A 24,342-nucleotide genomic window follows, 5' to 3' on the forward strand; every position below is an offset into this window, starting at 1 on the left:
TGTGGATGCGGTAGAAGTGATGGTCCATCCTGAAGAAGTGATGGTGACGTATGAACCAATCCTTGGAGCGGCGACGTTTCAAGTGGAAGGATATATGGTACACGGACGCTTTCGTGGTGAATCGTTGACACCATTTTTTTATGATGATGACGTTCCCCTCGAGTATCAATTAGACATCGCTCAGCGAATGGAACAGTTAGCGGCTGAACAACTTCGTGACGCTAAATCTTTTGTCACGTTTAGATGCCGGGCAGAGTGGATCCTTGAAGAAGGAGGAGAAGCGTTTTTAGCACCGCTTCGCGAACTCAATTTTCCGTTACATCGCATATACGTGACACTCCAAGGAACGGATTTAGTTGATGTCTCTCGTCTGTCGCGTGTCATTCAGTACTATCGGTCGTATGGATTGAAGATTGCGTTAGACTTTGCGGAATCGACGAGCATCGAAGACATCATGACGCTTGCGCCAGAATTGTTACTCGTCGACCTTGGTACGATGATTGAGAAAAAGACGTTATCGGTCACCTATCCGAATATGCTTCAGACGATGGAATATATCGCTTCAAAGCTCGGTGCACCGCTTCTTTACAAATCCATCGACCATGTTGGACAGCTTCGATACGCGTGGCAGCACGGTGGTCGCTATTACATGGGGGGTCTACTTGGATTGGAAGATGCGCTTCCCCAACGAGAAATCAAAGGAATGGGTGTATTGGCACAAGAAGTCCCCTCCTTCTTTTTACATGATCAGAAACGATTGAATCGCTTGTACGAGCTTGAATTTGAGTTACACCGCCGAATCGGAGAACTCGTTCAATCTGGAAAATGGTCGAGAGACAAGAAAGATGAGTGGATTCAATTCATCGCCCCAAAACTGGAAGAGGTGTTTGTTCGTTATTATATAACGGATAAGACAGGTTTCCAGACGAGTGCGAACGTTTACTGCGTGAATGGAGAGTGGCGTGTCGATAATACGTATCGAGGCTATAACTGGAGTTTCCGACCGTATTTCATTCAGACGATGGCGGCGATGGATGTACGGGGGCGTGGCTATTTATCGGGAGACTATCGTGATTTCAGTTCGAACGAAGTGACGAGAACCTTCAGTTATCCGTTACCGGACGGCATGTTCTTATTCGCAGATATATCTGAAGAATACTTATATCAGAATCAATTATTAGATTGAAAGGGAGAATGATGATGTTAGATTATGATTACGATGCACTACGCGAAATCGGACGAATCGTCGCGCTTGCTCGTGATGAGATGGCGAAAGCTGTCAAACCGGGTATGACGACAAAAGAGTTGGATGCAATTGGACAACGCATTTTAGAAGAAGAAGGTGCGGCTTCTGCGCCGATCACGATGTACGAATTTCCGGGATACACGTGTATCTCACTGAATGACGTCGCTGCCCACGGTATTCCGGGAGATGAAGTCATTCAAGAAGGCGATATCGTCAACGTGGACGTCTCCGCTGTGAAGGATGGCTATTATGCCGATACAGGTCGCACAGTCATTGCAGGGGCGGCGAAGTCGCCTCAGCACGAGCGCTTAGTAGAGGTGTCCTTGACGTCACTCGAAGCAGGACTCAGCAAGGTCAAGGCGGGCGTGAAAGTCAATCAGATTGGGAAGGCGATTTACGCTGACGCGAGAAAGAATGGATTCACGGTCATCCGTAACTTGGCCGGACATGGTCTCGGTCGGACATTGCACGGGGAGCCGGAAACGATTTCGAACTATTATAGTCGCGAAGAAAATCAACTCTTAAAAGCTGGACAAGTGATTGCTGTCGAGACGTTCATCTCGACAAAGGATGAAATCGTCTATCAATCGGAAGAGGATGGTTGGACGCTTTTCACACCGAACAAGAGTCTTGTTTCGCAGTTCGAGCATACAGTCGTTGTCACAGAAGATGGGTATGAAGTATTAACGGGCTCATTCCGTTAACGTAAAGAAGGTGTGGTTCTTCTGAACCGCACCTTCTTTTATGTTTGTAATGTAATCATTTCTTCACGTAGTTGTTCAATCAGATTCCAATCTGGTTGTACCGAATCTGGTAGCAACAATTTCCCGTTCTCGACTTCAAGCGGTGTATCGAGTAAATCTTGTTCAAAATAAGCGCTCGTCCCCGACATATCCGCAGGGAAATGTGCACCGCTTATTGATGCGAATAAGAGCGTATGATATCTTCCGATGCCTGATTCATACATTCCGCCGACCCAGTAGGGAATTCCATATTCTCGAATATTTAACGCCTCACGCAATCCGCCGACACGTGCAGGTTTAATATTGACGATTTTGCCTGCACCTAGTTGCGTCATCGTTTCCACATCATCATAGGACGTGATCGACTCATCGAGACAAATTGGCGTATTCAGTTTTTGTTGGAGAGCCGCTGATTTGACGAATTGTCGGCTCGGGTATGGTTGTTCAATCATCAATAATTGATGGGCATCGATTTGCTGGAACCATTCAATCGGTTGCTCGGAGGCACTCCCATTCAAATCAATCATAAGTGGTGCGTCTGGGAAGACGGTACGAATTTCTCGGAGTGCAGGTAATAGTTCGTGGGGAAATGCCTTTAACTTGATTCGTTCAAATCCCTCTTCTATGGCCGACTCGATGGATTTCATCGTTTGATTTAGTAAACCAATCCCTATTGTTCTCCCGCAAGAAACTGAATCACCTGCCTTCAGATACGTCTTCAATGACTTGTTGGCACGTGCTGCCTCGATCTCCCATAAAGCACTTTCCCACATTGCTTTTGCCATCCGTTGACCGATGATGGAAGAGACGAGTTTTGGAAAGAGATCAGTCGTCACGGTCATTCCTTTTAATAGATTAAGAATCAGTTTAGATGTGTCAATCATGGATTGGGTCGTTTCTTCGGTATACCAAGGAGTCTCGAATGCGACACCTTCACCGTATCCAACTGCACCATCTACTGTCTCGAGACGGAGGATGATGGTACGTCTGACAGATAAGACGGCATGTGCTGTCACGATTGGGTGTTTGAATCTCAATGGGACAATAGAAAGTTCGGCACGTTTAATCATGACAATAGCTCCTTTAAGCGATGACGCATTAATTTTCCGTTCGCATTTCGTGGTAGGTTCGGTACACGGTGAATGGCAATCGGATGCTTGTATTTGGCCAACTGGGAGTTGAGGATTTCCTGCATCTCGGTCGGGTCATAAGAACCGACGACGAAAGCGACGGGCACTTCTCCCCAAGTCGGATGCGCTTGTTTCGTGACGCCGACATCTTGAACACCGGCACAACGTAACATGGCGGCTTCAATTTCAGCGGGGTATACATTTTCGCCACCTGAAATAATGAGATCACTTCGCCGGTCGTGTACATAGAGATAACCATCCTGCATCGTTCCGAGGTCACCCGTCTGCCAAAAACCATCGGGTGTCCAAGTGTCTGATTCAGGTTGTTCGAAGTACCCCTTCGTCACCGTCGGACCTTTCACTTCAATCTCACCGTCTTGATTGATACGAATCACTGTCGGCGGAATGGGGCGACCACTCGAACCGATATGTGAGAGTGCTTCGTTCGGAAGTAGCGTGGCGACTTGAGAGCATGTTTCAGTCATACCGTATGTTTGCGCAACAGGTAACTGTCGTCGTTCCGCTTCTTCTAGTAACGGACGAGGGACGGGACCACCACCGACGAGCAATGTACGAAGATGATATCGCGCTAGTCCTGCATCGAGTAGTCGTTGCAGCATGATGGAGACGAGAGACAGTTGTGTGATTCCTTCCGTCCGAATCAAGTCAAGCGTCCGATTGACATCAAATCGTGGTTCTACGTAGAGTGTCGAACCGATGATGGCACTCCGATATACTTGTGACAGTCCGCTCATGTGAAATAGGGGAGTCACCACTAACATACGGTCAGATGCGTGATAGTCTAGATGTGACTCGGCAGCGCGTGCGCTAGCAAGATGATTGCCATACGTCTGTTGCACCGCTTTGGCCCGCCCCGTCGTACCGGATGTGAACATGAGAGACATCGTGTCATTTTCTTTCCACTCATGTGTCACAGTGAAACCTGAACGCGCCCGACGTGTCACTAAAAGTTGTGTGAGCGGCAAATCAATCTCGTCATCGACGAGAAGCGAATCGACTCTTGCTGTATTTAACTGAGTGCGTACTTCCTCTAAGGTCAATCGTGTGTTCAGCGGCACGATGACTTTACCAAGCAGGTGCACGGCATGGACGGCGATGACGTAATCTTTGCTGTTTTGAGCGAAGATGCCGATTCTCTCGGCAGTGGGTGCCTGTTCATGGATATATTGGGCAAGTTGCAAGCTCTCGGTACGTAACGCTTTCCACGTCAGTCTTTCCTCGCTTGTTACGAGTGCAATCTGTGATGCCGGATGTTGATGAATCCATTCATACATATGTGTAACCTCCAAAAAAAGAGTAGCGGAATCGCTACTCTCTCAACAAAATTAAGGGAAACGTGGGAATTGACCGAAGTCAGGATCACGTTTTTCTTTGAACGCATCGCGTCCTTCTTTCGCTTCATCCGTTGTGTAGTAGAGAAGCGTTGCATCTCCAGCGAGTTGCTGAAGGCCAGCAAGACCGTCTGTGTCTGCGTTCATCGCTGCTTTCAAGAAGCGAAGTGCAGTCGGTGAGTGTTGTAAGATTTCTTGGCACCACTTGACTGTTTCTGCTTCGAGTTGATCGAGAGGGACGACGGTGTTGACGAGTCCCATTTCGAGTGCTTCTTGCGCATCGTACTGGCGGCAGAGGTACCAGATTTCACGAGCTTTCTTATGACCGATGATGCGTGCTAAGTAACCAGAACCGTATCCTGCATCGAACGAACCGACTTTAGGACCTGTTTGTCCGAAGCGAGCGTTGTCCGCTGCAATCGTTAAGTCACATACGACGTGAAGGACATGCCCTCCGCCGATTGCGAAACCTGCGACCATGGCGATGACCGGTTTTGGAATGACGCGAATGAGGCGTTGAAGGTCGAGGACGTTCAAGCGCGGGATTTCATCTTCCCCGACGTATCCGCCATGCCCACGAACTTTTTGGTCTCCACCTGAACAGAATGCCTTTTCGCCTTCACCCGTCAAGATGATGACGCCGACTTCTTTGTCGTCACGTGCGCGTGCGAATGCGTCAATCAATTCATTGACCGTCAACGGACGGAACGCGTTGCGTACCTCTGGACGGTTGATGGTGATTTTAGCAATCCCATTCCATGTCTCATATTTAATGTCTTCATACGTACGGACCGATGTCCAGTTCGCTACTGATTCCATTTTAAATACCCCCTAAAATCAATTTCTTTATTATTGTACCAAACTCTGGTGCATTCTCGATATGAGGAGCATGCCCCGCATTTGAAATTTCATAAATTTTAAGATCAGACCGTTCTTCCTGCATCTGTCGCGCAATCGCGTTGAACTTATGATCTTCTGCTCCGACAATCAAATCGGTACGAGGAAGATGCTCTAGGGCGCCCCATAGCGATGGCATATGACCCGTTCCGATAGCTCGCAAACTGTTCGCAAGAGCAGTTGGGTCTTGTGCGAGACGGTCCTTTCGAAGTGCATGCTTCATTTCTTCTGTTTGTCGCCAAAGCGGAAGGCTCTCCCATCGTTTGACGAAAGCAACGAGTCCTTCGGTTTCGATGAAGCGAGCGAGTTCTTCGTCTTGACGTCGGCGAGCTGACCGTTCTTTCGAAGAACGGAGGCCGGGTGTCGTACTGATCCCGATGACATGTTCGACGCGCTTGTCGCATGCGGCGAGCGTTAATGCGATCCGACCACCGAGTGAATACCCGACGACCGTCCATGGACGGTCGTCTAAATCGAGTAGGCGTGAAAGGTCCTCAACTTGTTGACTCATTGTCGAACGGCCGACAGTAGGATGTTCCGTTGACCCATGTTGAAGGAGTGAAGGGGATACGGAGCGGATCGGCATCGCAGGCAGCCAATCAATCCAGTGACTAGTTCCCGTGAACCCGTGTAGGAACAGCACTGGTTTGCCTTCTCCTTGAACAGTTACCTCGTAGCGGACACCTCTCAAGTCGATATTCATGCTTCATTTTCCGTGATGAGGCGAGCGCAAACGGATTGTGTCCATTCTCGATGTGTGATGACATTCTGCTCGCGATTTGATGGGAATTCAATCAAGTGAATGCCATCTTCTACTGCTGTTTGAATGTCATCGGGCCGTTCAATCAAACGATAGGTCAAACCGTACGTCTCCGCAAATCCACGAATGTTTAAATCGAGTGGTGTCCCGAACAAATCTTCGAATAGCTGAGCGTCAACTGAAACCTGCGGTAAAAAGGAGAAGATTCCTCCGCCATTGTTATTCGAAATGACGACAGAAAATTTTCCGGGGTGATGTTTTAACAGTTGTAAGGCATTGCTATCATGATAGAATGCCAAATCACCAATAAGTAGAGCGGCTTGGGTCGTGTCATAACAACTGCCGAGCGCGCTCGATATCACACCGTCAATCCCATTTGCGCCTCGATTGGCGAGGACTTGAACTGGTTTTCCGGCTGATAATGTCGTATCGACATCGCGAATTGGCATACTGTTACTGACAAAAAGTCGTTCGATTGACGTATCAAGTAATCGTTTCGTCAATTCCGCTTCTCCTTGAAGGGAAGCTTTTGCTGACTCGGCGATCTCTTCGAAGAGACGTAGTCGTTCGATATAATGTGGTGCATTGATTGATTCAATAAGTGGTAAAAAGTCGAGCGCGTCTCCATAACAGATGGTCGCGTGGCTACTCGGGTCACGGTAAGAACCGGGTTCTTCGACCACAAGTTGGTCAGCCGAAGACATCCATTGATTGAACCGCTTGGAAACGGGTGCGGCACCGAAGCGGATGAATACATCGGGTAACCAGTCGGCACGATGCTCACTTGCGAGCCACGTGTCATAGTTCGTCAAGACATCATCAAAACGCCGCATATCGCTAAGTGGATCGGCGAAAATCGGAATGTTATGTTCCGTCGCGAATTCATATATTCCTTCTTGCCATGTTGACGGTGTAGAGGGCCCGACGACGAAAGCGAGTTGTTTTTGGTGTGTCCGTTCTGAAAAGAGATCACGGTCGGCACGTGTCGGACGAACGCGCTGTCTTTCTCGTGTAATTGGTTCACCTTTTAGAATTTGCTTTAAGTATTCAAGGTCTGGAAGCAATGGTTCTCGGAACGGGACATTTAAATGAACCGGTCCCATCGGAGCCTGCATGGCAACACTTGTGAACCGGGTGACCGTCTGTTGCATGAATGAGAGCGTCACTTCTTCCGGAACGGGGAGGTCGAGGCTCATTTTTACCTGTTCGCCGTATAACCTGACTTGATTGATCGTCTGGGGTGCCCCGACATTTCGGAGTTCATGCGGTCGGTCGGTCGTGAGAACAATGAGCGGTAGCTGAGAAATATACGCTTCCGTCACAGCCGAGTAATAATTCGTCGCGGCTGTACCGCTCGTGCAAATGAGTGCGACAGGACGGACAGTGTCCGTTGAACGTGTCAGACCGAGCGCGAAAAATGCGGCAGAACGTTCGTCGACGATGATGTGGTGACGAAGATGAGGGTGTAGATAAGCTGCCACAGCGAGCGGGGTCGAACGAGAACCTGGGCTGATGACGACATCCTTCACACCGGATTCAACTAGTCGATTCACCATAGACGCCACCCATTCGGTCAACATCTTATTCATGTGGGCTGCCTCCTTGGTCGTGCGAATCAAACTGCAGTGCTTGTTTGATTGGACTCATTTTCATTTCTGTTTCTTCGAGCTCTTGTTCTAGGACAGAGTCTTTGACGATGCCGCCTCCTGCATAAAGCGCAACGAACTGATGTTGAACGAGCGCGGAGCGGATGGCGACGATAAATTCTCCATCCCCTTCATTGTCAATCCAACCAAAGGGAGAACCATACCATCCGCGGTCGAAGCGCTCGACTTCACGAAGCAATCGGACCGATGTCCGCTTCGGTGACCCGCCGAGTGCAGGCGTCGGATGTAAGGCTTCCGCCAATGACAACAGCGAGGCGTTCGTTTCAAGTATCGCCTCAATTGGTGTATGCAGATGGAACACAGAGCGATTCGCAAGGATTTGTGGGGTCTCGCTCGTTTGAATCGGTGCCGTGTACGGTGTCAATGCTTGTTTAATATCTTTCACGACAATCTGATGCTCTTCTCGGTTTTTGGCATCATTCAATAGGTACTCTTTCGCGAGGTCGGCTTCAATTTCGGTTTTTGGACGTTTGATTGTGCCGGCGATTGCTGCGGTGTGGAGGTGCAAACCTTCTTTTTGAATCAATCGCTCAGGTGTTGCTCCGAAGAACCCGATGTCCCGCTTCGGTTGATATAAGTAGATGTAACTCGACTCCTGGTGGTCTGCTAAGTGTTTTAAACTTTTAGCAAACGGAAAGGCACCTTCAGAGCGTTGATAAATTTCTTCTCGGGCAATGACTAGCTTTTCCACTCGCTCTTCTTCAATCAATTGTTTCGCTTGTTGAAAACTCGATTTATAATGATCGATTCCATCCTTTACTTTCGAATAAGATGGCGTGGATTCTTCAGATGGGCGAAGCAGATTAAATTGAGCCAATTGATCGGCCAATTGGATTAAATACTGTTCGACCGATTGTTTTGAAGAAACGAGGGTGGCGACGGTCATCGTGTGTCGATCTTTGTAACGACGGTATAGAAATTTTGGGACGACGAGTGATGCCTCCCCAAAGGCATCCCACATGCTCTTTTGTGGTCGCATAAACGTGTCGAATGAAAATCCGGCAAACGCATAGATTTTGGCATCGACGTCTCGTCGATGTAAACTCCAATCGTACTGAAGTCGCTGAAAGCGCTCAGGTCCAGAAGCGCTCAAGACGAGCGCATCCCCGCAACCAAGCATCTCAAGTGTGCGGTCCGGTGTCATGAAGTAGTAGTGAGACGTATCGGTGTTCTGGATGATTTGGAAAGCATCGAACGCCGAAACCTCCCATGTGTAGGCTGCTAGGACAGGTCGCTGCCAAGCACGCGCCCGTTTATGGGCTTGTTCGATTCGTTGTTTTATATGTGTTTGAGTATCTGGCATAAAAGAAAAGCCTCCTCAATCCGATAGAATTCTCACTCTTTAGTGTATCACGAGTTCCCGACTCACCTGTCTATGAAATGCTCGAGAAATTGTAAGGAATACGAGATGTCGGGCTGACGTTGACAGATTTTTTCATCGAGACGTAAACTAACGTAGGGAGGGAAAGAAATGAAACAGAAATCAAAGGGTGCATATTGGCGAATGATTCGCCCGCATACCCTGACAGCTAGCTTTATTCCGGTATTGCTCGGGACGTTCATCGTCCTCGATCAAACGGAACTGAAGTGGGGACTCTTTCTCGCCATGTTAGTGGCGTCTGTCCTCATTCAAATCGCGACGAACTTATTTAACGAGTATTATGATTATAAGCGCGGACTTGATCATGAAGGTTCTATCGGAATCGGTGGCTCTATCGTTCGGGATGGATTCACACCTCAACAAGTGTTGACAATTGCCCTTAGCATGTATGCCATCTCCGCATTACTCGGACTCTATATCGCAGCTTCTACGAGTTGGCATCTATTATGGGTCGGAGCGTTGTCGATGCTTGTCGGATACTTGTACACGGGTGGTCCGCTTCCGATTGCCTATACACCGTTTGGGGAACTGGTTGCTGGATTATTCATGGGTTATGTCATCATCGGGATTTCCGGCTATATTCAAATGAATACGGTGACAACAGAGTTGTTACTCGTGTCGTTCCCGATGGCATTGTTGATTGGTGCGATCTTACTTGCGAATAACATTCGTGATTTAGATAACGATAAAGAGAATGGTCGAAAAACGATTGCTTGTCTCGTCGGGCATCGGCGTGCGGTATATGTACTTGCCTTATTCTTTATCGCTGCACTAGTCGGAATCATCGTCGCCGTCGTGTATTATGGAGTCACACCTTGGGTTCTATTGTCACTCTTCACGGTTCCGGTCATGGTAAGAGCCATTCAACAGTTTTGGAAAAAGGCTGAACCGGCGGAATTGATGCCTGCTATGGCGATGACGGCGAAAGTGAACACGTTGTTCGGGGCGTGGATGGTCATTGGGTTGATCGTATCAAGATTTGTATTGTAAAAAGGGGAGGCGTTAACGTGTCAGTCGTAAAAGAAATGCTTGAATTCAATAAACGTTTCGTAGAGGAAAAACAGTACGAGCCGTTCGTATCTGATAAATTTCCGGATAAAAAAATTGTCATTTTAACGTGTATGGATACGCGTTTGACGGAACTGTTGCCTCAAGCGCTCGGACTCAAGAACGGGGACGCTAAAATCATCAAAAATGCGGGCGCTGTCTTGTCCCATCCATTCGGTTCGGCAATGCGCTCAATTTTAGTAGCGCTCTATGCACTAGGTGCAGAGGAAGTCGTCGTCGTCGGACATTATGACTGTGGGATGGCGGCAATCGAACCATCTGTAGTCATTGAAGAGATGGAGCGTCGAGGAATCGATTCACAAACATTGAAGACGTTGAAATCGTCAGGAATGGATTTAGAACAATGGTTACATGGGTTTGATTCAGTCGAAGAGAATGTCGTTCATTCTATCAACTTGATCAACAATCATCCGTTGCTTCCACCAGGGACAAACGTTCATGGATTTGTGATTGATCCAGCGACGGGTCGTCTCGATCCGGTAGAAGTATAAGAAAAGGGCGCGTTCAGCCGAACGCGCCCTTTTTTGTTACCCATACGTATTCGTCGGGATGTCATCGTAATTGTCTTCTGCTTTTTGTTCTTTCGCTTTCTTTTTGTTCTTTTTAAAGTCACGTTCGTATTCTTGCTCACTCGGTGTTTTGAAGAAACGCATCCACGTTGCATTGATCTCAGAACCGATGAGAATAATCATCCCGGTGAGTTGCAACCAGAGCAACGTGACGATGATTCCACCAAGGGACCCATACGTCGAATCATAGCTCCCGAAGTTTGAAACGTACAAACTAAATCCGAGGGAGACGAGTTGCCATCCGATGACGCCAAAAATGGCGCCAGGAATCGTACTTTTCCAAAAGACGTGTTGTTGTGGAGATACTTTATAAAAAATCGAAAGTGTCAAAATCAAGACGACGGTTGTCAGAACATATCGGAATACGTTAATCATCATTTCTTCGGCCCCGGTAATGTTGACGGGTAAGTATTCAGTGACGAACGAGATGATTTGAGATCCGAATACGTTTGAGAGAATGAGTAACAGCATCCCGATCCCTAATAAAATCGTCAATCCGAGGGCAAGTCCCTTCTTCACGAAAAAATTGCGTTCATTGTCTTCCCCGTAGGCGTGAAGTGAAGTGGTGATCAGGCGGTCAACCCCTTTTGAGGCGGACCAAATGGCCAAAATCGCACCGAGTGACAAGAGACCGCCACGTGGTTCGCCAATCGCTTCGAAAATACCGGTTAAAAATTCGGAAGCGGCTGAGCCTGGTGCTAAATCGTTTAATTGATTTTGAAAGGACTCTTGTGAGATTTCAAAAAAAGATAAGAGTGCCAAAATAAAAATGATTCCCGGGAAAATCGATAAAAACCAAAAGAATGCGAGAGTAGCCCCGTAGTCTTGTACATCATGCTCTTTAAAGCGTCGGAATAACTCCTTCGCGAAAGAGAGCCAATTCTTCTTTTCGTTTACTTCCGTCATTGCCATCATAAAACCCTCCTGACTCGGTCGTTAAAAAACGTTTCCCGAATTCGGGTGAGGATACACCTGATTAATCTTCAGACAACGTCAAATCGTAAAATCGTGTCTCGGATGAGGCGAGTTTTTCAGCGAGTGACGGTGGGCGAACCGGGAGGTGGGGAAGAGCCGACCGTTTAATCCACATCGGGGTGTAGGAACCGTTCGTTTGCTCTTCTTGGAATTCTTCGCCCGTACCTGTTCCGAATTCGCCACCGGTTATCTTCGCCCAATAGTAAGGATTTAATTCGTTGTTGAATGCGACGTAAGCAGCGACCCCTTCTAATTCCACATGAACACCAAGCTCTTCGAATGCTTCGCGAATCGCCGTTTCTTCTGTCGTATGTCCATATTCCACGCCACCACCCGGAAAGACGTAGTATAAGACGTTTTCTTTTTCACGCCGGATTAAAGCAACTTCATCCTGATCATTCGTTAAAATGACTGCACTTCTTAATTTCGTTCGAACCACTGAAATCGTTCCTTTCGTTCCTGTAAATTTGCACAAAACGCATCGACGATTCGCCGATGCGTTCAACTCATTTTTGCGTAGGTTGTTCCAAAGAATCATACATATCTTGCGTCAATCCATTTTCATGTGAGGCGATGACTTTTCCTGCGACGCGCATGCCGAGGCGAAGTGCCTCTTCGATTGAATGCTTTTTCATCAGTTCAGAGATGACAGCGGAGAAGAAAGAATCGCCAGCTCCAGTTGAATCAGCGACTTTCACTTTTGTTGTCGGAACATGACCCTGTTCGTTCGTTCGAAGGTCGACATATACGGCGCCGAGCTCGCTCATCGTGACGATCGTGAGGGGGGCGCCTTTCATAGCGAGTACTTCTGCGACACGTAACGCATCGTCAACTGTGACAATCGACATGTCGGATAAGATTTCCGCTTCTTCACGACTGCAGATAAATCCGGTGAAACCTTGAAGTAAATGACGGTTTCGTTCGATGACAGATAGGTGACCACAGACACCATAGAGCGGTAAATCCATTTCACGACATAACTCGATCGTCTCGTTCAAGACGTTGACCGATAAGTCTAAGTCGATCGCAACGGCATCGCTCTCTTCAAAGACCGTATCGATTTGACGTAAAATTGCTTCTTCCATTCGTGCTTCGTCCGGTTGCTTCGAAATAGACGTTTGAAGGTCGCCGTTGTTGTCCATGACAGCGAGCCACATCCCCATACCATTATCCTCGAGCATGTCGACGCCGTCGACGTTTACGTTCAAACAACGCAACTCTTCGAGGACACCGACACCGATCTGGTCATTCGTGACGGTTGAGACGAAGCGGACGTCGTTGCCGAGCACGCCTAAGTTCTGAGCAACGTTTCGACCTGTTCCACCATTGGAAAACGTGATGTCGCCGACATTCTTCGCATCTTTATGGAGCGGTGCGAAGGACGTTCCTTTAATATCGACAAACACCTTGCCGATGACTGCAATCGTATTCATATCTTGTACCACCTTTAGTCAGTCTTTCGTCTGTTTCAGTCTGTAGACACATTGTTTCAATTATAACGAAATCGACAAATTGTTTCAATCATCGATTCTATTTTGTCGAATTACTCCCAGGATGATGTGAGGAGACGGAGACCGTTTAAAATGACAAGGATGGTAGAACCTTCGTGACCGACAACGGCAAACGGCATGATGAGTAGTTCAAAAATGTTCGTCGCAATCAATACAAGGATGACAGCTAGGGCGAAGACAACGTTTTGCAGGACGATTCGATTCAACTTCCGCGATTGACGAATCGCGTCACTCAATCGAACGAGATCGTTTTTCATCAAGACGACATCTGCCGTTTCGAGAGCGGCGTCTGTTCCTTCGCCCATAGCAATCCCGACATCAGCGGTTGCGAGCGCAGGTGCATCATTGATTCCGTCGCCAATCATCCCGATTGCCCCATACTCTTCACGTAACGTCTTAATTTGCGAAACCTTCTCTTCTGGCAAACATTCAGCGATATAGCGTGTCAATCCGGCTTCGTTCGCGATGGCGCGAGCGGTCGCTTCATTGTCTCCAGTAATCATGATGGTTGCAATGCCGAGGTCATTCAATCGCTGAATCGCTACCGTTGCCTCGGGACGTAGTGTGTCACGCAAGGCGTACGCGCCGATTGTACGTGTTTCATCACTGATGAAGACGAGCGTATGACCCGCTTCTTTTAAACGCTCAACGTCCTCTTTATAGAAATCTCCGCTCCGGTCCGCAAATTTTTGTTTCCCAACGCGATACGTGACACCGTCAATCGTCGCTTCAATCCCAGAACCTGTGATGTCTTTAAAGTGTGTCATTTCCCCGGTATGTTTTCCGGTATACGATACGAGAGCTTCAGCAAGCGGATGCATCGAGTGTTCTTCAATCAAACTGACGATTCGGTTGACGTCGTTTTCATGCAAATCAGATGAAATAATCGCTTCTTGTACAATTGGTTTCCCGATTGTAAGTGTGCCGGTCTTGTCAAACGCAATGGCTTTTAGACGTCCCATATTCTCGATATGAGCGCCACCTTTAAAGAGAATGCCGTGTTTTGCTGAAGAGGCGATGGCGGCCAGGGCAGCTGGCGTGATGGCAGCGACGAGAGCACAAGGGGAAGCGACGACGAGAAGAATCATCCCCCGGTAAATGCTCGTTTCGAGAGACCATGATGTGAAAAATGGTCCGAGCAAGATGATGGCTGCGACAGAGAAGAGAACGATTTGAACATACCGTCCTTCATAGCGATCGATGAACTGGGCAGATGGCGACTTTTCTTCCTGTGCTTGTTGAACCATTTGAATGATTTTTTGGAACAGGGTCTCGGTTGCCAGTTTTGTCACTTCAATTGTCAAAACACCGTTTAAGTTGACGCTTGAACCGAACACGTCCTCACCGACTTGGCGGTCGACAGGAACGGACTCTCCCGTAATGGCTGCTTCTTCGACAGAAGCGCTTCCCTTTATGATTCGTCCATCGACAGGGATGCGTTCGCCCGGACGAACATAGATTCGATCACCGACTTTTAGGTCATTGATATGAACCACTTCAAGTTCATCAGAAGCAGTCAGACGAGTCGCTTGTTCAGGTTGTAATTCCATTAGCGATTCGAGAGCTCGTTCATTCTTATTCATCGTATACGTCTCAAGGGCACCGGATAGGGCGAAAATGAAGATGAGAATTGCTCCCTCCATCCAGTAACCGATGGATGCGGCACCGATGGCAGCGATAATCATGAGAAGTTCTACGTTAAGCGATTTCGTTTCGATGGTGTCCGTGATTCCTTCCTTCGCTTTGGCGTAGCCGCCGATGAAAAAGGCAGATAAGTAAAGCGTGACGTAAGTCCAAGAAGCTCCGCCTTGTGTTTCGGCGATATAAGCGAGTACAATCAATACACCGCTGATGAGCGCCATGATCAATTCGATATGTTCGTACCAGCTAGCCCGTTTGAAAACGTGGCTTTTTTCGTGTGTGACCGGTTGGACGTTCATGAAATCCCTTCTTTCTAATTGATAATGAATCTCGATTAAATGATAATGAGTGATGATGATTATCATCTTCAATCGGCTTAAAATAAGGTTGATTGCGACGTTTGATGTGATTTTTTAATTTATAATAATTATTATCTAGATTTATTTTAACATGCTCAGCGGGTACTAACAAATATAAAGATTAAGGAGTTTTTGTGTCATGCAGAATATATTTCAACGCCCTTGGACAGTGGCGTTTTTAGCGATTTTTAATACATTGTTATGGGGGAGTGCCTTCCCATTCATTAAACTAAGCTATGAAAAACTGGATATTCAGTCGAATGAATATGGACAACAGTTGTTATTCGCAGGAGAGCGCTTTTTACTTGCCGGACTATTGCTACTTTTAATTAGTCAGACTGTGTTAAAACGGTCGGTCCGATTGACGCGTGAAAAGTTTAAAGCGTATGCGCATCTCGGTTCATTTTTGACGTTCCTACAATATTTGTTCTTCTATATCGGACTTTCTATTTCGACCGGCGTTCAAGGGTCAATCATTGCCGGTTCCACATCATTCTTTCAAATGGCTCTCGCTCATTTCCGGTATGAAGACGATAAGTTGAATCGTTTGAAAGGGTTTGCTCTGACGTTTGGGTTTTCTGGAATCGTGATCGCGAACTGGCCGGCGACCGGGTCGGAAGTCGGATTCGGCTTAGGTGAAATTTTACTCATCTTGGCAATGGTATCCGGGGCATTCGGGAACTTAATTGCGAAGGATTACTCAAGAATATATGATGTTGCTCCGATGACAGCTTGGGCAATGGTGATTGGTTCTGTCGGGCTACTGATCATCGGCTATCTATTAGATCCAAATGGCATCGACATGCCATATACCGGACAGACAATTGCATTTCTGTTTTACTTGGCGATGTTATCAGCGATTGGCTTTACATTGTGGAACACGTTGATGAAATACAATCCGGTCAGTCGAATCTCACTCTATATCTTCTTAGTTCCCTTATTTGGGGTCATGTTGTCAGGGATTTTACTCGGTGAAACGATTCCGTGGAATGCGGTTGTCGGGCTTGGGTTCGTCATCGTCGGGATTTATTTATCGACGTATTTCCAAGGTCGCCGTACGAAAAAACAAATCGATCACATTTGAAACGAGACAGAGTTGACGGAATTGAAATCCCATGCCAAAATATATTAAAAATTCTGAATTTTAAAGTTCGAAAATCGGTCTTCGTTTGAAAAGACTTGCGTGCACAATCATTCAAAGAGAGGAGGAAAAACAATGACTAGAAATCGAATCGTCCGAAACATTCTCATCTCGCGTCAACCGAAAGATGAGTACGTGAAGTACGTGATGAAGTGCGTGAGTCAAAGTTTAAAAGAACGTCACGGTCCAGTGGCGACTCGCGCCACAAGACGGGGTGACGATATTCAGACGCGATGGCAGTTCGATGACCGTGTCGTAGAGGTGACGCTAAAATCTGATGTCCTCGCTTCACTAGACACGGAGCCATTCGCGCTAGACGAAGTGTTCATTCAAGCTTTACAGTTAAACGACGAAGAAATGGAACGCGTTGTAGAATAAACAGAGGCAGATGGTTCATGGGAACCATCTGCCTCTGTTTATATGTCGATCGGCTTGGCGGTCGACGTGAAAAGTCGAAGCGCCAGAATACCGAGAATGACGGCGTACATAAAGAAATAGACTTCTTTCGGTAAAGACAACCAAAAGGCGCCAATCATCGGACCTGAGATTGAGCCGATGCTAAACGAGATGCTGTACAGCATGTTTCCCGTTGGCAGTAACGAACGGGGGAGCACTTCTGTCATGTGGGCCAACCCAAGTGAATAGGTCGATCCTAGTCCGGCGCCGGCAAGCGCAAATAGAATGAGTAGGCCGACATAGTGGTCGACTACGAGATTGGCTAAGGCAAACACAAGTGTCCCGAACGTCAGCACGATTTGTAAGATCCGTTTCTTACCATACAAGTCTGCGAGACGACCAAGCGGAAGCTGAACGACAATCGACATGACGATGAACGTCGTGATGAGTGTACTCGTTTCTGTCAAACTCATCCCATTCCGAGAGGTGAAAATAGGGAAATTGGCATTTAAACTCGCTTCAAGAAAACCGTATGTAAAGGCGGGGAGAAGCGTGTATCCAGCACCGATAAGAATCAGTCGAATTCGTCCCTTCGAGTCAGTCCTCACTTTTTCGACCTCCGGAAACTCATTCTCAACTTTAAAGACGAGCATCAACGAAGCGAGACAGAAGAAGACGATGACTAAGAAGGGTAGCCAAAACCATAGGTCGACGAGTGGGGCAATCAATGGACCGATGGCGAAACCGAGACTGAACGACATGCCATAATACGCCATCGCTCGACCGAGGCTGCGCTTATCGCTAGCGGACGTGACCCATACTTGCGAGCCGTAATGTAAGGCAGAATCGCCAAACCCGATGAAGAACCGCATCATCGCCCAAACGAGTAAGGACGGCCAAATTGGTAAGGCGAAGGTAGCAATACCCGTCAAGACGATACCAAGGACGATGGTCGGACGGAATCCGTATTTTCGGACGAAGCGCTCCAAGAGAGGCGCGGATACGATCACGCCGACGTAGAGCATCGTCGCGTTCAATCCGTTCACCCAGGCCGGAGCACCGTCCCGTTCAATCAGCGTGGAAAGGAGCGGAATCAGGGCACCTTGAATCAAACCGGAAATAAAGACGATCAATAATAAGATCATAAAACGAAAGCGGAGCATACATTCACCTCATGAAGTCAAAGTAAAAAGCCGAGAAGGTTCTCAGCTTTTCGTGTCGTCAATCGGTTGTGGAGAGTGGTTCAAATGTAGCAACTCATCATCCCAACTGCCTTGACTGAACATTTCATCATGCTCTACTTTGTCTGAAACGAATGCGGCTGTCAATAAGATGCTAAGCACACCACCAAAAATAATAATGGCCATGATTGTAATCATGAATACATAAATCGCTGTCATCTATACACACCTCGATTCAGTTAATATATAGAACATTTCCCGAAACGAAATAATTAAAACGAGGTAGCCTTACGAGATTGGAAATCCACTGTCGGATAATAGGCTTGCTTGACGAGCGCGTTCGGACCAAGACATTTCACGGCGGGACAGTGGCATGAAAGCGTGGCATTCAGTTGACTGTTCGTCCACGTATCATATGCCTCCTGGAATGACGTGTCATAGACGGTCCCGAGTGTGCCGAGTTCATCACCAAAATCGGTCACGATGATTTGTCCGTCAAAGATATTCGTGTTGAGACGGGAGCGGCCATCCGGGTCGTTTCGAACGGTCACGTTTTTTGTTTCATGAAGTCGTTTCAACAGGGCACGATCTTCAGGTAGGTCAGAACATGCATAGAATGGTAACGTACCAAAGAGCATCCAAACATTCTCGTCACGGACGTCGAGCAAGTCATGGATGGCCTGTCGCGTATCAGCAAGGGAAGCTGATTCGAGGGCGCTAGCAAAGTCTGCGGGGTACATTGGGTGCACCTCATGTCTTTGGCAACCGAGTGAGACAATTTCTTCATGGATTTCTTTCAAATGCGGAATCGTCCGCTTGTTAATCATCGTCTCTGCTGACACGATGATCCCTTCAGCTGTAAGGGCGCGGGCGTTGTCTTTCATCGTCTGGAGCATTTTCAACCGAGCCTCTTCACTCGGTTTCCGGTCCATCATCGCGAATCCGCCTTCAAGGAAATCGGCATCGGTGCCCCAGTTATGCGAAATGTGCAAAACGTCCAAGTAAGGGGTAATAAGATGATAGCGAGATAACGGTAACGTCAAATTCGAGTTGATTTGCGTACGGGCCCCACGTTCTTTCGCATAGCGTAACAGTGGGACGACATAATTGCGAACAGATTTCATCGATAACATCGGTTCACCGCCTGTAATCGAGAAGGCACGCAAATGTTCGATCTCATCCAGTCGTTGAATCAACAGATCGAGCGGCACTTCTGGTTCTTCTGTTTGGTCGAGCATATACCCGACCGCACAATGTTCGCAGCGCATGTTACACAACTTTGTTGTGGTGACTTCGACATTGGATAAGACGAGTCGACCGTGTTCGACTTGGTCGAGATAGGCTTCCCAAGGGTCGAAAGTTGGGGAGATGTTTTGCATGTGGATTCCACCTTTTCATCAAGTTACACGAAATAGTATGCTATAATAGCAACTCTTTGTCACGAACCAAAGGAGCGATTACAAGATGGGTAAATCACGTACAGATACCGCCGGAAAGATGAACGTCCTAAAATCGAGAACGGAATTGCTCTGTCTATCGGTCAATACGCTAGATGAGCATACGACACCTGAAGATTTACATCGCCTGTTAGCCGACATTGATTCGTTGCGCGCCAAAGTTGTGCGTTACGCCAAAGACCTAGAACAATCGTCTCGAAAGGATGAATCAGATTGAAATTAATCACAGGAGATTTTAAAGATGTCACGGTCGAACGACTTGGCATTAATGGAGAAGGCATCGCGACAATTAATCGCATGGTCATCTTCATTCCAAATTTATTGCCGGGAGAACGAGCAAAAGTCGAAATCACGAGGGTAGAAAAAAATTACGCGGAAGCACGTGTCGTCAAGCGCGATAACGATTCGAAAGACCGCGTCAAAGCACCTTGTCCGATTTACGACGAGTGTGGTGGATGTCAAATCCAACATATGAGTTCGCGTTTGCAGATGGAGTATAAGGAAGAAATCGTTCGGAACGCTTTCCGTCAAAAGACAAAACTCAACGTGGACAAATCGGATATCCGTCCGACAATCGGAATGGAAGATCCATGGTATTACCGCAATAAATCACAGTTTCCGCTCGGTACACGCCGTGGGGAAATCGTGTCTGGTCTTTACAAGCCGAATTCGAACCATCTCGTACCAATCGAGCACTGTATGGTTCAACAACGTGACACGACGAATATCAACAATGCGATTGTCCGTATTTTAAACGAACTCGATATTCCCGTCTACGACGCACGCCGTGATACCGGGTATGCGCGTACAATCGTTGTCCGTTCAGGTTATAACACGAATGATGTTCAAGTTGTTCTGGTCGTCGGACACGAAGATGTTCCGGACTTGGATGAGTTGAGTGACCGAATCATGGAATTGCCGAACGTCGTGTCGTTCCATATCAACATCAACGCGAATCGTTCAGGTGTGATCTTTGGTTATCGGACGGTCCATATCGCAGGTCAAGAGAAGATGGATGAACAGCTAGATGATGTCCATTATCATCTGTCACCACGTGCATTCTTCCAGTTGAATCCGGCCCAAACGGAGAAGATGTACCGTGAAGTGGTCGAGGCAGCAGGATTGACGGGTGAAGAACGAGTCATCGATGCGTATGCGGGAGTAGGATCGATTGGTCTTTGGTTAGCTCCATACGCGAAAGAGATTCGCGGGATGGAAGTCGTGCCGGAAGCGGTCGAAGATGCGAATGACCATATGCGTGAAAATGGCTACAATCATGTCATGTATGTAGAAGGACGTGCCGAGCACTGGATTCCACGTTGGGTGAAAGATGGATGGATTCCAGACGTCGTCGTCGTCGACCCGCCACGAACAGGGATGGACCATCAATTGATCAATTCCATCATCTCTTCTAAAACGAAGCGAATCGTTTACGTGTCATGTAACCCACAGACACTCGCGCGTGATGCTGACCAGTTGATGAAGGCGGGATACAAGGTGAATTACGTTCAACCGTATGACATGTTCCCACAAACTTCACACGTCGAATCCGTTGTTGTATTCGAGAAAAAGAAAAAGAAAAAATATTGACGAGTCCGTGAAAAGACTTGCCACGTAAGCGTTTTCAAGATATAGTTCAGATGTCAGACTTCTTTTCAAATATAGAAGTGGAGGAACATCCAATGATTTCACAAGAACGCGTACAAGAACTCGTGCATAAAGCGATTGAAGCGAGAAAACGTGCTTATACACCATATTCAAAGTTTAAAGTGGGAGCTGTTGTCATCGATGCAGCCGGAAACGAAGTTTCGGGATGTAACGTAGAAAATGCCTCATATGGTCTATCGATGTGTGCCGAACGCACAGCCATTTTTAAAGCCGTGTCAGAAGGTAGTGACGCGATTGAAACGGTCGTCGTCGTCGGTGACACGGAAGGCCCGATTTCGCCATGTGGTGCGTGTCGCCAAGTGATCGCTGAATTCGCTGGTGAAGACTTCACGTTGATTCTCGCGAACTTGAATGGTGATACGAAAGTGATGACGAAAGAAGAGATGTTACCTTACGGATTTTCACCGAAGGATTTAGCATAACAAGCTGCGGACGTTTGTCCGCAGCTTGTTTAGTTGTCTGTATATTTCTTTTCACTCGAAGATTCATTTTTTGAGTGACGTTTGTTCTTTTCATCTTTTACCCGCTCATTCAATTCCTCGACAGGAATTGGGTCGACGGTCTGCATGCCATCCTCGTCAAAAATACTTTCTTTGTTCGTGTCTACCGCGTCCGGATTATCGAACGGACGTTTCGAGGTAGGTCGTTTCTTTTCCATCCAATCGCCTCCTTCGTCTAGAGATTCCACTACTCGATTCGTTGTAAACGTTTACGCATTTTGTTTTGAGATGATCAATTGGTGGAATGAAGAGTGCATAGTGAAGGAGGGGTTAGGATGGATCGGAAAGTATGGATGGGGATTGTAATCGGTGTCGCAGGCGCGGTGCTCGTTGCCCCAAAAGTGGCAGCACTGCTCTCGCAGCGCGAAGAGGAAGACACGTGGCAGAAGATGGACGAGCGGGAGAGCGTAGACGCGAATCAAGATGAAGCGGAGCAGGGACTCACGCAACTCGATTCAAGTCATCGTGCCGAGTGGCAAGCGAACGGTTTTCCGCAGACGCATGCCGAACGAGAACGACTCGAACAAGAGTCGGTCGAACAATATAAAGGGAAAGATATATAAAATGGCAGCCTCAACGGCTGCCATTTTATATATCGAATGCGTCGTCAGGAAGAAGTGGTAATCCAACTGTGACAGTCGTTCCTTGCCCGACCTCAGAGCTGAAATGAAGGGATCCTTCATGCCGCTCGATGATATGCTTCGCAATGGCCAAACCAAGACCGGTTCCGCCATCTTTTCGTGTCCTTGACTTGTTGACGCGGTAAAATCGTTCCGTCAGCTTCTCTAAATCTTCTTTCGGGATGCCTCGACCTTCGTCACGTATTTCCGTGATCGCATATTCGGTTTCGGCGAACGTCTTCACGTAAATCGTTTTGCCTGCATCCGTATATCGGAGCGCGTTGTCGAGAAGATTGCCGATGACTTGTTCGAGTCGGTCATGGTCACCGAGGATAATCAAGTCGAAGTCTAAATCCGATTCGATCGTCACACCTTTTGCCCGGGCGATCGGTTCGAGCCGATAAAGGACGTCTTCTAGCACTTGGGAGTAGACGACCGGTTCTTTTGTCATCGGGTACGAATCCCGTTCTAGCTGCGCGAGATCGAGCAAGTCCGTGACGAGACGCTGAAGTCGGTTCGTCTCATTCTCAATGATGTCGTAATACTGTGCCCTCGTTTTTTCATCCAATGATTCATCTTGAAGCATTTCGGTATAACCGCGGATGTAGGAGAGTGGCGTGCGAAGTTCATGACTGACGTTAGCCAGAAACTCTTTACGCTGTTCTTCAACGAGTCCGAGCGACTCCGCCATCGAATTGAGCGTGTCCGCCAATTCGCCGATTTCGTCATCGTAGACAATCGGAATGCGGTGGGAGAAATCACCTTGCGCATAGACTTGTGAGGCGCGCTTCATCTGGATGAGTGGTTGGATGATCGTGTCGATGATCTGTTTACCGAAAATGAGCAGGTTCACAATCATGAGAACGAGTAAAAACGTGATCATGAGCCGGATCGGTTGAAACGGTTCACTAATTTTACTGAGTTCCATATAGAGGATCAGGGCATTGTCGAGCTCCCCGTCGCGTATGAGCGGGAAGGCGGTCATTAAAATGTCGACATCCTCGGTCGGGTGCTTTCGGGTCACTGAAATCGCATAACCGTCCTGTAGCCGTTCGAGGTCTTGTTGTCTTAAAAATGTTTTTCCTGACCCGAGTGAATCTTCTCGAACCGACGAAAGGAACACCTTGGTTTCCGTCAATTCGTTCGTATACGTCATACTGTCTGCAAATGCATCCGAGAATCCGTCTGCCTTATAGATGGTGACAAGTTTCTCTCCGCGATTTTTGAGCAGTTCTTCTTGCGTCTGGATATAGAATTTATCGTACAGATAAAACGTCATAATCAGAAACACGAACGCTGAGAAGAGACTGGCTGTCCAAATGGTTATCCAAATCCGCTTCCGGATCGTGTATCGTTTCATCCGTTCGCCTCGAATTTATAGCCAATCCCCCATACCGTTTGAATATAACCACCTGCTTCGCCAAGTTTCAGGCGTAACGTCTTAATATGCGTGTCGACCGTTCGGAGATTCCCGTGGTACTCCGTTCCCCAAATTTGATCGAGTAACTGCTCACGAGAAAATACCTTTTCATCATTTGTGATGAACAAGTAGAGCAAGTCAAACTCTTTACGAGTCAAGTTCACCGTTTTTCCTTTCACGCTGACGGAGCGCCCCTGGATATCAATCGAAAGAACGCCAACGTCAAATGTCGCTTCTTGTTCTTTTGAGAAGCTGTGTGTACGTCGCAATGTCGCTTCGATTCGAGCGAGTAATTCGCGTGGACTAAACGGCTTTGTAATATAGTCATCTGCCCCGATTTTTAGACCGTGGATTCGATCGAGCTCTTCTGAACGTGCCGTCAACAAAATAATCGGTACATTTGAAAACTCGCGAATTCGCATGCAGGCCGTCAATCCATCAAGTTCGGGCATCATGACATCGAGCAAGACGAGGTGGAATGTTTCCTCCTTTAGCCGGGCGATCGCTTCAAGACCGTTTGAGGCGGTGACCGTCTCATACCCTTCTTTTTCTAAATTTGATACAAGTAAATCTCGCATTTGTTCTTCGTCATCAGTTACGAGGATACGGAACATTGATTCTGACATATGCCATTCTCCTTTACAAAACAGTTAACGGGAG

General features: G+C 47.5%; 26 protein-coding genes. 10 read left to right on the top strand and 16 right to left on the bottom strand.

All coding sequences use genetic code 11. The annotated features are described in order from the left end of the window. The first annotated feature begins 1 nt into the window (after nucleotide 1). Nucleotides 2-1,186 carry an EAL-associated domain-containing protein gene (locus KNO90_RS12895; protein ID WP_215113757.1) on the top strand — a complete coding sequence of 395 codons (1,185 nt, stop codon included), beginning with the start codon at nucleotides 2-4 and terminating at the stop codon, nucleotides 1,184-1,186. A gap of 14 nt (nucleotides 1,187-1,200) precedes the next feature. Then, nucleotides 1,201-1,950 (top strand): type I methionyl aminopeptidase, encoded by a 750-nt coding sequence (map, locus tag KNO90_RS12900; RefSeq protein WP_015880849.1) that lies wholly within the window; start codon nucleotides 1,201-1,203, stop codon nucleotides 1,948-1,950. Between the two features lie 38 nt (nucleotides 1,951-1,988). Here the strand turns inward: map and menC are convergent, their stop codons facing one another. The 6 genes from menC to KNO90_RS12930 are packed head-to-tail and all read right to left on the bottom strand — an operon-like array spanning nucleotide 1,989 to nucleotide 9,098. Continuing rightward, nucleotides 1,989-3,059 carry an o-succinylbenzoate synthase gene (menC, locus tag KNO90_RS12905; RefSeq protein WP_215113758.1) on the bottom strand — a complete coding sequence of 357 codons (1,071 nt, stop codon included), beginning with the start codon at nucleotides 3,057-3,059 and terminating at the stop codon, nucleotides 1,989-1,991. Continuing rightward, a complete protein-coding gene (menE, locus tag KNO90_RS12910) occupies nucleotides 3,056-4,414 on the bottom strand; it encodes an o-succinylbenzoate--CoA ligase (RefSeq protein ID WP_215113759.1) in 1,359 nt (452 codons plus the stop codon). Before menE ends, menC begins: the two co-directional genes overlap by 4 nt. 51 nt (nucleotides 4,415-4,465) lie before the next feature. Beyond that, nucleotides 4,466-5,290 (bottom strand): 1,4-dihydroxy-2-naphthoyl-CoA synthase, encoded by an 825-nt coding sequence (gene menB / locus KNO90_RS12915; RefSeq protein WP_214696369.1) that lies wholly within the window; start codon nucleotides 5,288-5,290, stop codon nucleotides 4,466-4,468. Nucleotide 5,291: 1 nt separating this feature from the next. After that, the gene (locus KNO90_RS12920; RefSeq protein WP_215113760.1) at nucleotides 5,292-6,071 is read right to left on the bottom strand and encodes an alpha/beta fold hydrolase; all 780 of its coding nucleotides are present in this window, start codon (nucleotides 6,069-6,071) and stop codon (nucleotides 5,292-5,294) included. Then, the gene (menD, locus tag KNO90_RS12925) at nucleotides 6,068-7,717 is read right to left on the bottom strand and encodes a 2-succinyl-5-enolpyruvyl-6-hydroxy-3-cyclohexene-1-carboxylic-acid synthase (RefSeq protein WP_215113761.1); all 1,650 of its coding nucleotides are present in this window, start codon (nucleotides 7,715-7,717) and stop codon (nucleotides 6,068-6,070) included. Before menD ends, KNO90_RS12920 begins: the two co-directional genes overlap by 4 nt. Next, nucleotides 7,710-9,098, bottom strand: a complete 1,389-nt coding sequence (locus KNO90_RS12930; protein ID WP_214742849.1) for an isochorismate synthase — start codon at nucleotides 9,096-9,098, stop codon at nucleotides 7,710-7,712. The genes menD and KNO90_RS12930 overlap by 8 nt, the downstream gene beginning before the upstream one ends. A gap of 168 nt (nucleotides 9,099-9,266) precedes the next feature. On the opposite strand from KNO90_RS12930, the gene KNO90_RS12935 reads away from it, so the two are divergent. Together KNO90_RS12935 and KNO90_RS12940 are read left to right on the top strand one after the other, a co-directional pair. Then, a complete protein-coding gene (locus KNO90_RS12935) occupies nucleotides 9,267-10,166 on the top strand; it encodes a 1,4-dihydroxy-2-naphthoate polyprenyltransferase (protein ID WP_214742850.1) in 900 nt (299 codons plus the stop codon). A gap of 35 nt (nucleotides 10,167-10,201) precedes the next feature. After that, on the top strand, nucleotides 10,202-10,735 hold the full coding sequence (locus KNO90_RS12940; RefSeq protein ID WP_251127479.1) for a beta-class carbonic anhydrase: 534 nt from the start codon (nucleotides 10,202-10,204) through the stop codon (nucleotides 10,733-10,735). A 36-nt stretch (nucleotides 10,736-10,771) separates the two neighbouring features. Here the strand turns inward: KNO90_RS12940 and KNO90_RS12945 are convergent, their stop codons facing one another. The 4 genes from KNO90_RS12945 to KNO90_RS12960 form a co-directional block, all read right to left on the bottom strand. Further along, nucleotides 10,772-11,725 (bottom strand): YihY/virulence factor BrkB family protein, encoded by a 954-nt coding sequence (locus tag KNO90_RS12945; RefSeq protein WP_215113762.1) that lies wholly within the window; start codon nucleotides 11,723-11,725, stop codon nucleotides 10,772-10,774. A 64-nt stretch (nucleotides 11,726-11,789) separates the two neighbouring features. Beyond that, the gene (locus KNO90_RS12950; RefSeq protein WP_214742896.1) at nucleotides 11,790-12,227 is read right to left on the bottom strand and encodes an NUDIX domain-containing protein; all 438 of its coding nucleotides are present in this window, start codon (nucleotides 12,225-12,227) and stop codon (nucleotides 11,790-11,792) included. Nucleotides 12,228-12,294: 67 nt separating this feature from the next. Then, nucleotides 12,295-13,221 carry a carbohydrate kinase family protein gene (locus tag KNO90_RS12955; protein ID WP_214742853.1) on the bottom strand — a complete coding sequence of 309 codons (927 nt, stop codon included), beginning with the start codon at nucleotides 13,219-13,221 and terminating at the stop codon, nucleotides 12,295-12,297. A gap of 110 nt (nucleotides 13,222-13,331) precedes the next feature. Continuing rightward, nucleotides 13,332-15,239, bottom strand: coding sequence for a heavy metal translocating P-type ATPase (locus tag KNO90_RS12960; protein WP_215113763.1), 1,908 nt, complete (start codon nucleotides 15,237-15,239; stop codon nucleotides 13,332-13,334). 199 nt (nucleotides 15,240-15,438) lie between these two features. Here KNO90_RS12960 and KNO90_RS12965 point away from each other — a divergent pair, with 199 nt between their 5' ends. Together KNO90_RS12965 and KNO90_RS12970 are read left to right on the top strand one after the other, a co-directional pair. After that, nucleotides 15,439-16,383: a DMT family transporter gene (locus tag KNO90_RS12965; RefSeq protein WP_214742855.1), complete on the top strand. Its 945-nt coding sequence runs from the start codon at nucleotides 15,439-15,441 to the stop codon at nucleotides 16,381-16,383. 132 nt (nucleotides 16,384-16,515) lie between these two features. Then, complete coding sequence (locus KNO90_RS12970) at nucleotides 16,516-16,818, top strand: hypothetical protein (RefSeq protein WP_214742856.1); 303 nt, start codon at nucleotides 16,516-16,518, stop codon at nucleotides 16,816-16,818. Nucleotides 16,819-16,856: 38 nt separating this feature from the next. Here the strand turns inward: KNO90_RS12970 and KNO90_RS12975 are convergent, their stop codons facing one another. The 3 genes from KNO90_RS12975 to yfkAB are packed head-to-tail and all read right to left on the bottom strand — an operon-like array spanning nucleotide 16,857 to nucleotide 19,396. Continuing rightward, nucleotides 16,857-17,999: an MFS transporter gene (locus tag KNO90_RS12975; RefSeq protein WP_215113764.1), complete on the bottom strand. Its 1,143-nt coding sequence runs from the start codon at nucleotides 17,997-17,999 to the stop codon at nucleotides 16,857-16,859. Between the two features lie 42 nt (nucleotides 18,000-18,041). Then, nucleotides 18,042-18,236 (bottom strand): hypothetical protein, encoded by a 195-nt coding sequence (locus tag KNO90_RS12980; RefSeq protein WP_214696348.1) that lies wholly within the window; start codon nucleotides 18,234-18,236, stop codon nucleotides 18,042-18,044. Nucleotides 18,237-18,289: 53 nt separating this feature from the next. Further along, nucleotides 18,290-19,396 carry a radical SAM/CxCxxxxC motif protein YfkAB gene (yfkAB, locus tag KNO90_RS12985; protein WP_214742858.1) on the bottom strand — a complete coding sequence of 369 codons (1,107 nt, stop codon included), beginning with the start codon at nucleotides 19,394-19,396 and terminating at the stop codon, nucleotides 18,290-18,292. 85 nt (nucleotides 19,397-19,481) lie between these two features. Here yfkAB and KNO90_RS12990 point away from each other — a divergent pair, with 85 nt between their 5' ends. Genes KNO90_RS12990 through KNO90_RS13000 form a run of 3 tightly spaced genes read left to right on the top strand, consistent with a single transcriptional unit; the run spans nucleotide 19,482 to nucleotide 21,564 of the window. Then, the gene (locus KNO90_RS12990; RefSeq protein ID WP_015880867.1) at nucleotides 19,482-19,691 is read left to right on the top strand and encodes a hypothetical protein; all 210 of its coding nucleotides are present in this window, start codon (nucleotides 19,482-19,484) and stop codon (nucleotides 19,689-19,691) included. Further along, nucleotides 19,688-21,064 (top strand): 23S rRNA (uracil(1939)-C(5))-methyltransferase RlmD, encoded by a 1,377-nt coding sequence (gene rlmD, locus KNO90_RS12995; RefSeq protein ID WP_214742859.1) that lies wholly within the window; start codon nucleotides 19,688-19,690, stop codon nucleotides 21,062-21,064. The genes KNO90_RS12990 and rlmD overlap by 4 nt, the downstream gene beginning before the upstream one ends. Before the next feature lie 50 nt (nucleotides 21,065-21,114). After that, nucleotides 21,115-21,564 (top strand): cytidine deaminase, encoded by a 450-nt coding sequence (locus tag KNO90_RS13000; protein WP_214742860.1) that lies wholly within the window; start codon nucleotides 21,115-21,117, stop codon nucleotides 21,562-21,564. A 29-nt stretch (nucleotides 21,565-21,593) separates the two neighbouring features. Here KNO90_RS13000 and KNO90_RS13005 read toward each other — a convergent pair whose 3' ends face one another. Further along, a complete protein-coding gene (locus KNO90_RS13005; RefSeq protein WP_215113765.1) occupies nucleotides 21,594-21,800 on the bottom strand; it encodes a hypothetical protein in 207 nt (68 codons plus the stop codon). 117 nt (nucleotides 21,801-21,917) lie between these two features. On the opposite strand from KNO90_RS13005, the gene KNO90_RS13010 reads away from it, so the two are divergent. Then, entirely contained in the window at nucleotides 21,918-22,205 is a 288-nt protein-coding gene (locus KNO90_RS13010; RefSeq protein ID WP_214742862.1) for a hypothetical protein, read from the top strand. 25 nt (nucleotides 22,206-22,230) lie between these two features. Here KNO90_RS13010 and KNO90_RS13015 read toward each other — a convergent pair whose 3' ends face one another. Together KNO90_RS13015 and KNO90_RS13020 are read right to left on the bottom strand one after the other, a co-directional pair. Continuing rightward, the gene (locus KNO90_RS13015) at nucleotides 22,231-23,622 is read right to left on the bottom strand and encodes a sensor histidine kinase (protein ID WP_215113766.1); all 1,392 of its coding nucleotides are present in this window, start codon (nucleotides 23,620-23,622) and stop codon (nucleotides 22,231-22,233) included. Then, entirely contained in the window at nucleotides 23,619-24,308 is a 690-nt protein-coding gene (locus tag KNO90_RS13020) for a response regulator transcription factor (protein ID WP_214742864.1), read from the bottom strand. Before KNO90_RS13020 ends, KNO90_RS13015 begins: the two co-directional genes overlap by 4 nt. Nucleotides 24,309-24,342 lie beyond the last annotated feature (34 nt).

The organism is Exiguobacterium sp. s63 (assembly GCF_018617335.1).
Classification (GTDB): Bacteria; Bacillota; Bacilli; order Exiguobacteriales; family Exiguobacteriaceae; genus Exiguobacterium.

Bases quoted from the DNA above. Each gene is read 5' to 3' on its own strand.
- menB (WP_214696369.1), bottom strand. From the start codon at position 5,290: ATGGAATCAGTAGCGAACTGGACATCGGTCCGTACGTATGAAGACATT.
- yfkAB (WP_214742858.1), bottom strand. From the start codon at position 19,396: ATGCAAAACATCTCCCCAACTTTCGACCCTTGGGAAGCCTATCTCGAC.
- KNO90_RS12930 (WP_214742849.1), bottom strand. From the start codon at position 9,098: ATGCCAGATACTCAAACACATATAAAACAACGAATCGAACAAGCCCAT.
- KNO90_RS13010 (WP_214742862.1), top strand. From the start codon at position 21,918: ATGGATCGGAAAGTATGGATGGGGATTGTAATCGGTGTCGCAGGCGCG.
- KNO90_RS12935 (WP_214742850.1), top strand. From the start codon at position 9,267: ATGAAACAGAAATCAAAGGGTGCATATTGGCGAATGATTCGCCCGCAT.
- KNO90_RS12965 (WP_214742855.1), top strand. From the start codon at position 15,439: ATGCAGAATATATTTCAACGCCCTTGGACAGTGGCGTTTTTAGCGATT.
- KNO90_RS13015 (WP_215113766.1), bottom strand. From the start codon at position 23,622: ATGAAACGATACACGATCCGGAAGCGGATTTGGATAACCATTTGGACA.
- KNO90_RS12955 (WP_214742853.1), bottom strand. From the start codon at position 13,221: ATGAATACGATTGCAGTCATCGGCAAGGTGTTTGTCGATATTAAAGGA.
- KNO90_RS12970 (WP_214742856.1), top strand. From the start codon at position 16,516: ATGACTAGAAATCGAATCGTCCGAAACATTCTCATCTCGCGTCAACCG.
- KNO90_RS12940 (WP_251127479.1), top strand. From the start codon at position 10,202: ATGCTTGAATTCAATAAACGTTTCGTAGAGGAAAAACAGTACGAGCCG.
- KNO90_RS12920 (WP_215113760.1), bottom strand. From the start codon at position 6,071: ATGAATATCGACTTGAGAGGTGTCCGCTACGAGGTAACTGTTCAAGGA.
- KNO90_RS12960 (WP_215113763.1), bottom strand. From the start codon at position 15,239: ATGAACGTCCAACCGGTCACACACGAAAAAAGCCACGTTTTCAAACGG.
- KNO90_RS12980 (WP_214696348.1), bottom strand. From the start codon at position 18,236: ATGACAGCGATTTATGTATTCATGATTACAATCATGGCCATTATTATT.
- KNO90_RS12990 (WP_015880867.1), top strand. From the start codon at position 19,482: ATGGGTAAATCACGTACAGATACCGCCGGAAAGATGAACGTCCTAAAA.
- KNO90_RS12945 (WP_215113762.1), bottom strand. From the start codon at position 11,725: ATGGCAATGACGGAAGTAAACGAAAAGAAGAATTGGCTCTCTTTCGCG.
- menC (WP_215113758.1), bottom strand. From the start codon at position 3,059: ATGATTAAACGTGCCGAACTTTCTATTGTCCCATTGAGATTCAAACAC.
- menD (WP_215113761.1), bottom strand. From the start codon at position 7,717: ATGAATAAGATGTTGACCGAATGGGTGGCGTCTATGGTGAATCGACTA.
- KNO90_RS12975 (WP_215113764.1), bottom strand. From the start codon at position 17,999: ATGCTCCGCTTTCGTTTTATGATCTTATTATTGATCGTCTTTATTTCC.
- KNO90_RS13020 (WP_214742864.1), bottom strand. From the start codon at position 24,308: ATGTCAGAATCAATGTTCCGTATCCTCGTAACTGATGACGAAGAACAA.
- KNO90_RS13005 (WP_215113765.1), bottom strand. From the start codon at position 21,800: ATGGAAAAGAAACGACCTACCTCGAAACGTCCGTTCGATAATCCGGAC.
- KNO90_RS13000 (WP_214742860.1), top strand. From the start codon at position 21,115: ATGTCAGACTTCTTTTCAAATATAGAAGTGGAGGAACATCCAATGATT.
- menE (WP_215113759.1), bottom strand. From the start codon at position 4,414: ATGTATGAATGGATTCATCAACATCCGGCATCACAGATTGCACTCGTA.
- map (WP_015880849.1), top strand. From the start codon at position 1,201: ATGTTAGATTATGATTACGATGCACTACGCGAAATCGGACGAATCGTC.